Here is a 13973-nt window from a genome sequence, read left to right as displayed (position 1 = left end):
AGGATATTATTGGAATTTTATTAATTACAAACTATAATCATAAATAGATATAGGATTTTTTGTATTTAAAATTGGTTTTTACTGGAGTGAGTATATGTTGAATTTTAATGAGTTATCTATTGATGGGACGGATTTAGAGAGGTTAACAAGGGAAATATTTGTAAGAGAAGGATTTGAAGTACATTGGACAGGAAAAGGAACTGATGGCGGTAGGGATTTAATAGTAGTTGAACGGACGGAAGGACCTTTAAGTAGTTTCGAAAGGACATGGTTAGTACAGTGCAAGCATTTTGCTCAATCGGGAAAAAGTGTCGGCAAAAACGAAGCGAACTCAATAATCATGGATTGTGAACGTGTTAAAGCGGATGGATATTTATTAGTTTGTACAACAGCATTAACATCGGGCTTAGTTACAGCGTATAAGGAATTAGAAGAAAGTAGGGTGTTAAAAATTCGGTATTGGGACGAAATTAGGCTAGAGGAACGATTGATGAAACCGTGCAATTTCCCATTAATAAGTCAATTTTTCCCTCAGAGTTCCAAAAATGTTGGATGGAAAATTCAACCGACTTACTATCCATCTTTATGGACGGCTCAATATAGAAACGCATTCTTGTATCTTTCAACAAGGTTAAGTATTCATTTCAAAAGTTTTATATACTTAACCCAAGCTTACGATGAGATATATAAATTTCAAAAAAAGTCAAAGTTGAATATGAAAAGTGTCCAATTAAGAGCAATTTATTTTGATGATAAGTATACAAATTACTTGGTTTTTCTAGATATTATTTTTGACAAAGAAAATGAACCTGAGAATCCATTTAATACAGAAACGATAGATCTTAAAAAGCATATTGAAACTACACTTAGCGAGGAAATATTACCATATATACTAACTACTGATGAAGGGGCTGTAAATGTTCAGTGGGATGTGAAAATCTACTATGAGAAGTTATTTAGTGATGGTTTTGATCCTCATGCAAAAGAGTATTATGACCCTTACATAAACAATTTTAAATATGGATATGGGAGATAATATGAATAAAAAATAGCGTTATACCAATATGGAACGCACTTGCTCATAGCCAATTGCCATTAAAAAAGTTGGTGCGCGTCAGTAACTCTTCATGCCGACAATATAGAAGCCAACTTCTGGTTGACGTAACTCTAGCTCTCCATGTGGTTTGATAAATAATATTAAGACAGTTGTCCAAGTATACAGTAATTTAAGATATACAGATTAAAGAAGGAGCTAAGATAATGAGTAATGTTTCGTTTTCTATAAGCATACCAACTGATTCTGATGGTTATTTTAATTCATGTTGCCCTTATTGTAAAAATCATTTCAAAATACTTGGTTCAGAATTTAAAGAAACCGAGGTAGTCGATATTTATTGTCCAGTTTGTGGTTTGATAGCTGAATTTAATTCGTTTTATACAGATAAAGTAATTAATAAAGTACATTCTATAGCAAAAGATTATGCAGAAGACCTTATTTATCAAATGTTTAAAGACTTAGAAAGAAAAAATAGAGGAAATAAATTTGTAAAAATTAAAGCAGGGAAGAGGCCAACTACCGATGAATCTGAACTTTATGAACCCGATAATCACTTAGTAGTTGTAAAAAAAATATGCTGTGATTCACATTTTAAAGTTACTGAATTGGACAAGTGGCTTATACCTTATTGTATTTACTGTGGAGGGAAATAAAATATGGATTTAAAACAAATTAACAAATTAGGAAGGGATTTTAGAGCGAATGCTTCTAGATTACTTTCAACAAAATTTGGTTCAGAACAACAGGATTTATCAAGGTTTTTATTATTTATTGAAAACAATAGTTTAATTAAGGAATATATATCTGAATGTATACAGAATACTATCAACTTCGAAGAAATATTGAGTAATAAAGAGTGGAATGATAAATTAGAGTTACCCTTGGATTCTAAAGAAGAAGTATCATATATATACCAACTATTAAAATATATTGAAGCAAAGAATGTATATATTAGTGTAAGCATGGGTTATGGAAGTGGAAAGAAATATCAAGATCATATTGACGCTTTTAACCATCAAGTTACAGTACATTTAATTAACCATATTAGAGAATATCTTGAAGACATAATTACAGGAAATGAATCATTACCATTACAAGTAGTGGCAGACAATCAACCTAAGATATTTATTTCATATTGTTGGGAAGACAAGGTATTTGCTGACTTAATCGATGAAGACTTCAAAGTCATGGGGTACACCTTAACTAGAGATATTCGTGGGCTTAAATTTAAAGATAGTATAAAAAGCTTTATGCAATCTATAGGTAAACATGATTTTGTAATTAGTATTATCAGTGACAATTATTTAAAGTCATTAAACTGTATGTATGAAATATCTGAGGTAATGCGTTTACGTGAATATAAAGAAAAAATGCTATTAGTAATACTAAGGGATTCAGATGTTGAACTTTTGCCTACAGAATCAGATGTGCCGGAACAATTTGTTGCAAATATTTACTCAATGGAACAACAAATAAATTACATTACTTATTGGGAAAATAAAGAAGCTGATTATTTAATTATGATTAGTAAAATAACACAGGAAATTAGTAAAATACAACCTTTACAAGAATTAAAGAGGATTAAAAATATTTCAAGCAATGTAAGCGATTTTTTAGCTGATATAAGCGACTGGAACAATACTAATTTATCTGAATTAAAAAAATCTGATTATGCAGCTTTTGTGAAAGAGATTAATTCTACAGTTAATTAATATATAAACCTGTTCATTTAATAAATGAGCAGGTTTAGCTCTTTATACACGAATTATGCATTAAGAGCAGATGTAAATGATTTATGTATTGGATATGTTTAATCAATGAGAACTGGGTATAATATTTTATATGTATAATAATAAAAGTTAAAACTTCTTGTCCAAAACAGGGAAATACAAAAAGTTTAACTTTCTTGTCCATAAAAGTTAAAACTTCTTGTCCTTTTACAGAGGTGGCAATTCTTTTGTTCTTGCACAAGCAACGATATAAAAGGGACACGGTCATAATATATATTATAGGAAGTTAAGTCTCATTCGATAAGTATACTTTAAATAGTGAGACGGAATCTGAATTTAAAGAGATATTAAAGTTTGGACACCAAAATTTGAGCCTGATCTTATTTTTAATCATGGTCTTATATACAGGTTGTTTTTTATCAATTTACCCAGAGTTAACCAATCTAATGCTCTTCTTTATTCAACTATTAGAGCATATTTTAGTTGCTGTTAAAAAAGTTATTGCGACAATTAAATTGCCAATAACTTTTTTATACATATTCATTATGTTTTCTTAGAATCATTTATAAAGACAAAAAACCTAATCAACAGGCAAAATAGATTAGCCACCCCGAATTGCGAATAAGCAAATCCTTCAAAGCCTCGAATAACCACATACCCTAGATAAAACATTATAATTCCTGTAGCTAATAGAACAATTATAGGGATCATTATAACTAATTTAGAAAATCCTTTATTCTTTAAATAAGCTGAGAGTGCTATTAATATAATACCGGCTAAAATACCTAATAAAAAAGGACTCCAAAAAAGCATAAACAAACATCTCCCAACTAAATATTGTAAAAATATAAGCCGCTTTTTCAGCATAGACAAGTATTTAATAATTAAGCGCCTTAAATATCAATGTATGCTACTCTACATATATAATAACTTATATGTAGAGTCATAATTACTAAAAAATGGATGTACATATGTTTTTTTATACCTTTATCATTTTTTAGAAAACTATTTTTCTTGTAGAAAAAGCTCTTACCATTGCCATCGGGTCTAAAACTTTCACCGCGCCTTGCTCCGCTGGCAACTAAGGCTATAATCCCCTTTTTGTATGAGAATCAAAGCTTTTAAAATCAGATAGAGCATTTTCTGAAAACTTCATTCTCGTTTAATATTTCGCTAACTCTATTTCTAATTTTCTAACCACGTTGACATTAAACAATAATCTTATTGAATTGTTCTGCGATTATCATGAACTCATTTACTCACATAATATCAAATCTAAAAAAATTATTACGATTTTACATTAGAATATTGCTCATTACAAGTTATTCTTCATACTTTCCATACAATGTATTTTTGGGATTTATAATGATAATTAAAACCGCGACTACTAAGTAAAAAATTGCGTTATACATGATTAAATCAATTAAGTTTCCGTTTATTAATCCAATAAAAAAATTAAAGAATTGGTGGATAATGATTGGAATGATTAAATTCTGATTTAAGTTATAAAAGGCTGTCATAACAATCTTAGTAGACATGATTGCAATCATAAAGAATAGTATATATTTGATTAAATCACTTCCCACAAGGCCCGTAGTAAACCATATAGGTAAATGCCAAATCCCCCACCAAAAGCCAATGATTATCGAAGCTATTAATGGTGAATATTTCTTTTGAAGTTCCATTTGAGCGAAACCCCTCCACCCTAGTTCTTCTCCTAGTGGCCCAGAAAGCAGGCTTATAAAAAAGAAATAGATCAGCAATCCCCATGAAGAAACAGTAAAAATGGAGTTTACTTCACTATTATTAGTAATAATAAACAAAATCATTAAAAATATGAAAGCTTGAATCATACTCGCAGTAAGAATAACAGAAAATTTAAGTTTACTCTCGAATTTCCCTTTTACAAACTGTATAAAACTCTGCCCAGGATAGATTCTTTTAAACAGTAATACAAAAGCAAATGTTGATGACCAAGCTGCAATACAAAATGTTACATCACTGACCCATGTTGGTAATCCTAACATGTATGTGGCTCCTACAAGAAAAAAAAGCGGTAAAAAAATAATATTAGTTAATAAAATAAAACTTGCTACTGGTTTTTTTAGTTTCTTTTCTCTATTCATGAACAATCCCCACTCCAAGCTAAGTATTTAGTAAATATAACAATGCATCTACTTACTAATAACTTCAGCTTAAACCTAGGTGTTACTCACAGGTCAATACATATCTGTGTTATTTTATAGGTGCGTAAATTTCTAAAAATACACGTTCAAGTCCATCTTCATAAGTGGTAAGTAATAAATTAATATAAACTAGCCCTAAAAGTTCATAGCCTTTTTTTATTGCAAAATTTCTTAAACTAGCTTCCACATTATAATCAATATTTTCCCCACCAGTTGACCATCTCCCATTTTCAATAACTGTATAAATACATCTTGGATGGGATAAAATTTCACCTTCAATATCTTTATCAAAGTCATCTATTTTCCTTGTAATTATAAATTTTTCTTCTATAATGCCATCTTCATTAAAACGTATGATTCTACTTAAAGATGTTAGGGTAACTGCTTTTTTTAAGCTGTCTGTCTTCTTTTTGAGAGTGTCGTATTCATCATACGCAGTAAAATGTTCTATTTCTCCTTTTATTTCTAAAGGTTTCATTTCTTTTACTGTAAATATTCCTAAGGATTGTTTAATTTTTTCGCAATCATCTTTTACTAGCTGAATCTTTTTTAAAAGAATTTTTTTATATTCTATTTCCTCTAAAACTTCTTGTTCTTTTTCTTCTAACAATGATTTTATGCCCTCTATACTCTTACTTTTTCTTAGTTCTTGGATTTTTTTAATTTCAATATCAATTTCTCTATAGAAATTCACTGTTGTTAGATCATATATATCAAAATGATTATATTTTCTATACCCATTCTCAATATGTTGCTTTGGCTTTACTAATTCCTTTTCTTCATAAAATTTTAAGGTATCTTTAGACACACCTAAAAATTTTGCGACTTGTCCAATTGTGTACATTATACTCTCCTTTATCATTGCAAAAAAATAATGCAGGTTTTATTATTAACACTAAGTTAGCTATGCTTCTTCTATTGTATAAACTAAAATAAAAAAACCAGAGTGATCTTTCCCTTTCACTCTGGTTGTTCCTTAATATTTAAAACTATGAATAGACTCCTGTAATTCAATCGCCATTTGTGATAAATGCGTAGATGCTGCTGCGACTTCTTCCATCGCGGCATTTTGCTCTTCTGAAGCGGCTGCAACACTTTGAATATGATCGTTTGAATCAACAGCAATTTCATTGATATCATTAATTTCAGTCACTAGTTTTTTCACATCTTCTGCGATTACACGGATTGCCTGGGTTACGTTCGACGTTTGTTCCTGCACGTGATTAATTGCAGTATCGATTTGTAGGAAGGTTTCGCGTGTAACGGCAACTTTTTCTTTCCCAGCTTCAACCGATTGATTATTATGAATAATATCTTCTTCAATCACGCGTGTACTTTCTAAAATATCTGCAACAATATGCTCGATTTCAACAGCTGCCACATTCGAATTGTCTGCGAGTTTACGTACTTCATCAGCAACGACTGCAAAGCCCTTCCCTGCCTCACCCGCGCGTGCAGCTTCAATAGATGCATTTAACGCTAATAAATTGGTTTGTTCAGCAATCGTTTTAATCACTTGAATAGCCGTTGAAATTTTCGCCGTATTTTGATCTAATTCTTTGACCCGTCTATTTAATTCGGATGTATTATTATCGATGATATCCATCTGCTCGATGACGTTACGAACGGATTGGCGCCCTTCTGATGCCATTTGCTTTGAATAAAGAGATGAATCATTTACTTCCTCAATACTTGTGGAAATATCATCTACTTTTTTCATTAAATGATCCGAGAATCGTTTTGCATCATTCGTCATTTGTTGCTGGTCAGCCATTCCTACTGCAATATCAGAAATAGACTCTGTTACGACTTCCGTTGCATGCGTCACTTCTAAGCTACTTGCTGTCAGCTGCTCAGACGTACCAGCAACCTGTTCAGAGGAGCTCCCTACTTGCCCTACCGTATCCCGTAGCTTTTGTGCCATTAAGTTAAAAGAATCTGCTAATTGACCGAACTCATCCTTTGATTTTACCTTTAAATGCGAAGTTAAATCCCCATTTGAGAACTTATGCATTCCTTTCATAACTGCTTGCATGTTGAGTGCGATACGGCGGGCAAACACCGTTGAAATAACGACACTTGTAATAACCGCAATTAGTGCTAAAACAGCGACTTGCACCATACTTGATTTACTAAGCGAATAGAAATCTGTAATGACCGTTTTTATTTCGTCATTTACACTTGTTGCTAATGATTTTGCAAATACGACCAACTCTTGAGAACCAGCACCTAAAACCGGCTTAGCAATTTTTTGTGCCTGTTCAATATCACCACGATCAACAGCTGGAATGATTTCGTTATCAATGGCATTTTCCCATGCAGTTAACTTAGATTCGAATTCCTGAAACCCTTCATCTGCCCCATGTGCTTTTAAATTTTGTACTTGTTCATTTAATGTAGCGCGAATTTCATAATGATTGGCCTTCATACTATCGTCTACATACAGCATATAACCACGAATCGCTGCATTCGCACGGACCGCTTGGAAAGCAATATCATTATACATTTCTACTAATTTTGTATCTTGCTCGATTTGATCAAGTTTTTCGGTATTATTATTAATAATGTAAATACTTAATCCGGAAATTAGCATTAAAAATAGAAGGATAACCCCGAAAGATAGTTGGAGCTTTAATTTCACGTTCAACTTCATTTTATTTCCTCTTTTCGCAAATTCTATATAACCTTCCATGAGTATTCCATAGTTTAAAAGGTAGGTCAATTGTTCCTCTACTAGATAGGCTATTTATTCTAAAAATTGTTCGAAAATAGTTCACTAATAGAATATAAGTACAAACTACTTTTTCTGGCGTAGAAATTTCGTAAACTGAACTTACCCACTGCTTTTAATTTTTCAGACAAGGGAAAATTCACCGTAATTTCATCGGAATAACTAAATACATTAGAAAGCTCTTTATATTAATTTCTCTGGTATTTCTTCCCGTTTTTTAATACTTCTTCTCACTTTGAAATTTGTACTGTTATTTTTTGGGGTGATAGACTAGTTTTCAGGGCGGGTAGAGTATCCTGAAGTTACTATATGATCCTTATCCAAGGAATAGGGTTAAACAAGTTGTTGAGGAATGAAATTATGCGTGTTATAATTTGAAGAGTAAATGTATATAAATAAATAAGACCATTCGGTGCGCTAACACCAAATGGTCTGTCGTAACAAGAAAAATCGCTTCAAAGGCGATTTGCAATCGAGAAAGTAAACTACTCACATGCGCGGTGCAGGGGGCAGTTTACTTTTTTTGTGTAAAAGTAAATGACAACGCAAGAATAGATACAATAAGAGCGGACATACTTATTGCTACCATCATCGCTTCGTATACGGTCATCGGCAACATCTCCTTCCCCCCTATAAAAATAAGGTTAATAGGTAGAAATAATTACCAACCGCCCATGAAACACACCAATCAAGCTACCTTCTTATTATACCATCTTTACTCATAATAAATAGACTTTTCATAGAAATTAGATATAAATAACATTGATATAGCAAGGTTATTAGCGTTTTTTATTCCCGACTTGTGAATTGCCTAATTTATAAAAAGGCAATTTTTTTGTTTTTTTACAACCAATAATTAAAACATCCCCTTCTAATTCCGCGCAATCTTTTCTTCCGAGTTTTCTTCTAAAATCATAAAATGAATTTAATTGAATCAATTTCATTGGTGTTAATTACATATGAGATTTTCTTTGCATAATTTAATCACTCCCTAGCTTATAACTAATCGCATTTCCGAACTGCTAGAATTTCCTCGAAAGAAATGGCCATTTCTTTCTGCGCACTTATACGAAGCCCAGCAGGAGTGGTTTCTTATAGCAAGCATGTTTTAAAAAAAAACGGTTACATCAATGCAATTCGATTGAACTCCCCTCTATTTTGGTATTTTTTTGATCAAGACTCTAAAAAAACACGGGTTTTTACTTTTATTCGGTCAGATTAATATTATTTTTCTTGATACCCTCTTTTTTTCACTATCATTTTTCTATAATCGTTTAAATCATAAAATGCCTAAGCAAACCCCTTACTACGCTACAAATCAATTACGTCTTCCCGTAAATGTTGAAACAAGGTAAATAAAATTTTAAAATAAAAAAAAGCAAAAAAATATCATTCTCCTTATTGTTATATAACAATAAGACCTACATCTCTAAAATAGGGTGGTATTATTATTTTAGTTTAGCTAAATACTATATTCTGCTTTATGTATTTAAATTACTAGAAAAAATGGAAATTCAATAATAAAGATCAAAAAGTACAATATTCAAATAGTAAAAACAAGGAAATTCGTGTGTAAATTTTCTGAAAAGTGCATGTTAATTCTATGTATTAAAGAGTTTGTTGATTTTGAGTTTTCTGAAAAATGTTATTGCATAATAGAGAATTCCCTATTACAATATGGTTTATCGACGTGATATTAAAGTAATATTGCGTTTAGAACAGAATAATAATCCTTAAGGGGGAAATTACAATGATGGATGAAAAACAATCAAAATCCAAAAAACACGATAATATTAACTATGATGTTATAGATCGTATGGATAGTTTCAATGCCTTTGTAAAGAAGAAAAACACGTTATTGTTCGGTATTACTGCAGCATTTTTAACATTTTACATTTTGCTGCCTATTTTAGCCTTCACTTCTGTGTTACAACAGCAAGCGATTGGGTCAATAACATGGGTTTGGGTTTATTCTCTTGCTCTATTTATTATGACAATTATTCTTTGTATGATTTACGTTAAAATGGCTGGCAAATTTGATAAAGAAGCAGCCGCAGTTTTAGCAGAGTATAAAAAGGCAGGTGTGTCACGATGAATTTAGTATCAGCAGGATTTTTCCTTGGCATTGTAGGTTTAACATTAATCGTAACGTATATCGCTGCAAAACGTACGTCATCAGCGACTGACTTCTACACAGCAGGTGGCGGATTAAAAGGATGGCAAAATGGATTTGCTATTGCGGGCGATTACTTATCAGCAGCCGCGTTTTTAGGGGTATCCGGTGCGATTGCCTTAACAGGTTTTGATGGGTTCTTCTTCTCGGTTGGATATGTTGTAGCAAACTTAGTACTACTATATATGATAGCAGAGCCTATGCGTAACTTAGGTCGTTTCACATTAGCGGATATGTTAACAGCTCGTTTCAATGAAAAGCGTATTCGTGGTGTTGCTGCAACAGGAACGATTATTATTGTTATTTTATATATGATTGCACAGCTTGTTGGTGCAGGTGCGTTAATTAAACTTCTATTTGGTATTGATTATTGGGTGGCTGTATTAATCGTAGGTGTTATGATGACGACGTACGTATTATTTGGTGGTATGACGGCGACTTCTTGGGTACAGATCATTAAAGCAGGCCTATTGTTATTTGGTACGTTCCTATTAGCTATTTTAGTATTTAAGCAATTTGATTTTAATTTATTGACGATGTTCAGTACGATTAGTGAAAATTATGGGGACGAGTATTTAGTTCCAGGGATGAAATATAGTTCAAGTATCGACTCGGTTTCAATGATGATGGCTTTAGTATTAGGTACATCAGGGTTACCACATATTTTAATGCGTTTCTTTACAGTTAAAGATGCAAAAACAGCACGTTCTTCTATTTCATGGACAACTTGGATTACGGCGATTTTCTTCTCTTTAACAATTTTCTTAGGCTTCGGTGCAATGCACTTCGTAGGATTTGATGCCATTATTGCTGAAAATGCTGCGGGGAATACAGCTGCTCCATTATTAGCGGAGTTTTTAGGTGGTAATGTTTTATTATCATTCATCTGTGCGGTTGCTTTTGCGACGATTTTAGCGGTTGTTTCAGGGTTAGTATTAACAGGTGCTTCTGCTATTTCGCATGATATTTATGGAGAAATTTTAAATGATGGTAAATTAACAGAGAAACAACAAGTATTAGCTGCGCGTATTGGTTCCATTTCAATTGCGATTGTTTCGATTATCCTTGCGTTATTTGCGCAAAACTTAAATGTATCGTTCTTAGTATCATTTGCATTCTGTATTGGTGCGTCTGCAAACTTACCAGTTATTTTATATACAATCTATTGGAAGAAGTTTAATTCTAATGGTGCTGTAGCTGCAATGGTAACGGGTCTTGTATCTTGTCTAGTGTTAGGTGCAATGGGACCAAATATTTGGAGTCCAACAGGTAATGCTATTTTCGTTGGAGATCCACTTGTAAACTTATCAGTACCAGCAATTATTACAATTCCACTAAGCTTCTTAGCTGGCTACCTAGGATCGGTACTGACGGCTCACAAAGTAGAAAAAGCAGAAGCGGAACGTGTTTATCAAGAAATTCGTGTAAAAGCGCATACAGGCGTTTCTGTACAAGATGTATCACATTAATGAAGAGAATGAAGAGAAAAAGTAGGGATCACTCCCCTATTTTTTCTCTTTTTTTGGGGAAATAAAGAGCTATTTTTGCAGGTTTTTATAGCAAATTTGCTCGAAATATCGTATAAAATGTAAAATAAAACGACTTTTTAACCGGAAATTAAAGATAATAAATTAAATCAAATCACTTTTCAAATATTATAATTATGAAAAAATTAAACTCTTTTTTACGTTTGCTATTTTCTCGATAAAACTTATATTTCATTTGTCAATCTATTTAGAAATGTTGGTAATTCAACGTTTTTGGGGAATGTTTATTCTGAATAAATTAATTTTTAGCTTAAAATTTCTCTTATTTTCTCTCTTAAACTTATTTTTGTGAAAAATTTTTTTAAATAATTTGTCAGAAAAGTATTGCAATTTTGTGACGGCTAAAATAGAATAAAAATGTAAATTGCTTGAAAGTAGTAATTTACGAACATAGAGCAGTGAATTTTATCACAATTGGGGGAATGTTTATGGGGAATAATCAACCGCGAAAAATTGATTATGACAAAATCGCATCGCAAGAATCTTTTAAGGCGCTTACAAAACGTAAAAATGCTTTTCTTTGGTCGGTGACAGTGTTTTTCTTAGCGGCATACATGCTGCTACCAATCTTAACTTCGTACACAAAGATTTTGCATCAACCAGCAATCGGGGAAATTACATGGGTTTGGATTTATTCAGCAGGATTATTCTTAATGACATGGGGATTAGCGCACTTTTATGTAGCAAAAGCAAATCGTTTTGACAAAGATGCGAAAGCAATTATCGCAGAATATGAAGGGGGTCGCTAATTATGAACGATTTAAGTTTCACGGCGATATTCTTCTTCGTAGCAATCGTAGGTTTAACATTAGTCATTACTTGGTGGGCATCTAAGAAGACATCAAGTGCAAGTGACTTCTATACAGCAGGTGGCGGTTTAACAGGCTGGCAAAATGGTCTTGCAATCGCAGGGGACTACTTATCAGCTGCTTCTTTCTTAGGGATCGCGGGTTCGATCGCATTATTCGGATTTGACGGATTCTTCTTCTCACTAGGTTATTTAGTTGCTTACTTAGTGGTACTTTACATCGTAGCTGAGCCATTACGTAACTTAGGCCGCTTTACATTAGCGGACATGATTACAGCTCGTTTTGACAAAGCAAAAGTTCGTGGAACAGCTGCTTTATCAACAATTACAATCGTATTATTTTACATGATCGCACAGCTTGTAGGTGCGGGTGGTCTTATCCAATTATTATTAGGTATTGAGTATTGGGCTGCTGTATTAATCGTAGGAGTTATGATGACAATCTACGTATTATTCGGTGGTATGACAGCAACTTCTTGGGTACAAATTGTTAAAGCTTGTCTATTAATGTTAGGTACAATTATTATTTCGTTCTTAGTATTAGCGAAATTCGACTTCAGTATTTTAAAAATGTTTGCTGAAATGGCAATGGTAACAGAGAATGGTTCTGCTTACTTAAACCCAGGCTTACGTTATACAAATGGTATTGATACGATTTCAATGTTAATCGCATTAGTACTTGGTACAGCTGGTCTTCCACATATTTTAATGCGTTTCTTCACTGTAAAAGATGCACAAACAGCTCGTTCTTCTGTTATTTGGGCTACATGGATCGTTGGTGGATTCTACGTATTAACAATCTTCTTAGGCTTCGGTGCTGCGGCATTCGTAGGTAAAGATGCAATTGTGGCTGCTAACCCAGCTGGTAACATGGCTGCTCCATTATTAGCAAAAGCACTTGGTGGAGAAATTCTATTCTCATTCGTATGTGCAGTAGCATTCGCAACAATTTTAGCGGTAGTAGCAGGTCTTGTACTTTCAGGTGCATCTGCCCTATCACATGATATTTACGGTCAAATATTCAAAAAAGGTAAAGTTACTGAAAAAGAAGCAGTTAAAGCTGCTCGTATCGGTTCAATTATCATTTCAATCGTTTCTATTTTATTAGCATTAGGCGCGCAAACATTAAACGTAGCGTTTTTAGTATCATTGGCATTCTGTATCGCAGGTTCTTCAAACTTACCAGTAATCATTTACACGATTTACTGGAAACGTTTCAATACAAACGGTGCAGTAGCGGCGATGTTAACAGGTTTAATCTCTGCGTTAGTTTTAGTAGCAATTTCTCCAAACGTTTGGAATCCAGAAGCAGGTAAAGCAATTTTCGTTGGCGAACCATTAATTTGGTTAACAAACCCAGCGATTATCTCAGTACCTCTTGGCTTCTTAGGTGGATACCTAGGAACGATACTTTCTAAAGAGAAAGACGAAGCGAAATACCGTGAAGTTGAAGTTAAAGCACAAACTGGTATTTCTGTACAAGACGCATCACACTAAAATTCAAAACCACTCTCCCTTCACTTAGTTGAAGGGAGAGTGGTTTTTTCATGCGCTCAATCACAGCGAGGTAGTATTTTTAGCCCGAGTCCCCCACTCATGCGCCGTTTGGAATGAAAAAAAGGACATCATCCAATGCGGTGTGCATGGTGATGTCCTTTTATTAAATCAATAACACCTCGGCGTTATTGCGTCCAGATTTTTTTTCGACAGGGTTCCCCACTTAATTAAAGTAGAAAATCAA

The 13973-nt window shown here is 33.1% G+C and carries 11 protein-coding genes; 7 read left to right on the top strand and 4 right to left on the bottom strand.

Annotation, left to right across the window (positions count from 1 at the left end; genetic code table 11):
• Nucleotides 1–97: 97 nt before the first annotated feature.
• The 3 genes from ACQKIH_RS15750 to ACQKIH_RS15740 all read left to right on the top strand — a co-directional run bounded on the left by ACQKIH_RS15750 (nt 98) and on the right by ACQKIH_RS15740 (nt 2769).
• Nucleotides 98–1036, top strand: coding sequence for a restriction endonuclease (locus tag ACQKIH_RS15750; RefSeq protein ID WP_427767720.1), 939 nt, complete (start codon nt 98–100; stop codon nt 1034–1036).
• Between the two features lie 224 nt (nt 1037–1260).
• Nucleotides 1261–1710, top strand: coding sequence for a hypothetical protein (locus tag ACQKIH_RS15745; RefSeq protein WP_427767718.1), 450 nt, complete (start codon nt 1261–1263; stop codon nt 1708–1710).
• 3 nt (nt 1711–1713) lie between these two features.
• Nucleotides 1714–2769: a toll/interleukin-1 receptor domain-containing protein gene (locus tag ACQKIH_RS15740; RefSeq protein ID WP_427767715.1), complete on the top strand. Its 1056-nt coding sequence runs from the start codon at nt 1714–1716 to the stop codon at nt 2767–2769.
• A 561-nt stretch (nt 2770–3330) separates the two neighbouring features.
• Here ACQKIH_RS15740 and ACQKIH_RS15735 read toward each other — a convergent pair.
• The 4 genes from ACQKIH_RS15735 to ACQKIH_RS15720 all read right to left on the bottom strand — a co-directional run bounded on the left by ACQKIH_RS15735 (nt 3331) and on the right by ACQKIH_RS15720 (nt 7626).
• Complete coding sequence (locus ACQKIH_RS15735; protein ID WP_057989358.1) at nt 3331–3600, bottom strand: hypothetical protein; 270 nt, start codon at nt 3598–3600, stop codon at nt 3331–3333.
• 509 nt (nt 3601–4109) lie between these two features.
• Nucleotides 4110–4913 carry a CPBP family intramembrane glutamic endopeptidase gene (locus ACQKIH_RS15730; protein ID WP_427767712.1) on the bottom strand — a complete coding sequence of 268 codons (804 nt, stop codon included), beginning with the start codon at nt 4911–4913 and terminating at the stop codon, nt 4110–4112.
• A gap of 109 nt (nt 4914–5022) precedes the next feature.
• Nucleotides 5023–5817 (bottom strand): MerR family transcriptional regulator, encoded by a 795-nt coding sequence (locus ACQKIH_RS15725; protein ID WP_427767709.1) that lies wholly within the window; start codon nt 5815–5817, stop codon nt 5023–5025.
• A 132-nt stretch (nt 5818–5949) separates the two neighbouring features.
• Nucleotides 5950–7626: a methyl-accepting chemotaxis protein gene (locus ACQKIH_RS15720; RefSeq protein ID WP_427767707.1), complete on the bottom strand. Its 1677-nt coding sequence runs from the start codon at nt 7624–7626 to the stop codon at nt 5950–5952.
• 1831 nt (nt 7627–9457) lie between these two features.
• Here ACQKIH_RS15720 and ACQKIH_RS15715 point away from each other — a divergent pair.
• The 4 genes from ACQKIH_RS15715 (at nt 9458) to ACQKIH_RS15700 (ending at nt 13729) form a co-directional block, all read left to right on the top strand.
• Nucleotides 9458–9799: a DUF485 domain-containing protein gene (locus ACQKIH_RS15715; RefSeq protein WP_427767704.1), complete on the top strand. Its 342-nt coding sequence runs from the start codon at nt 9458–9460 to the stop codon at nt 9797–9799.
• Nucleotides 9796–11346, top strand: coding sequence for a solute symporter family protein (locus ACQKIH_RS15710; protein ID WP_427767702.1), 1551 nt, complete (start codon nt 9796–9798; stop codon nt 11344–11346). The genes ACQKIH_RS15715 and ACQKIH_RS15710 overlap by 4 nt, the downstream gene beginning before the upstream one ends.
• Nucleotides 11347–11852: 506 nt before the next feature.
• Complete coding sequence (locus ACQKIH_RS15705) at nt 11853–12173, top strand: DUF485 domain-containing protein (protein ID WP_057989367.1); 321 nt, start codon at nt 11853–11855, stop codon at nt 12171–12173.
• A gap of 2 nt (nt 12174–12175) precedes the next feature.
• A complete protein-coding gene (locus ACQKIH_RS15700; RefSeq protein ID WP_427767699.1) occupies nt 12176–13729 on the top strand; it encodes a solute symporter family protein in 1554 nt (517 codons plus the stop codon).
• The last annotated feature ends 244 nt before the right edge of the window (nt 13730–13973 follow it).

Origin of the sequence: Solibacillus cecembensis (assembly GCF_050272495.1) — a bacterium.
Classification (GTDB): Bacteria; Bacillota; Bacilli; order Bacillales_A; family Planococcaceae; genus Solibacillus; species Solibacillus cecembensis.
This window is presented reverse-complemented; position numbering and strand designations above follow the sequence as displayed.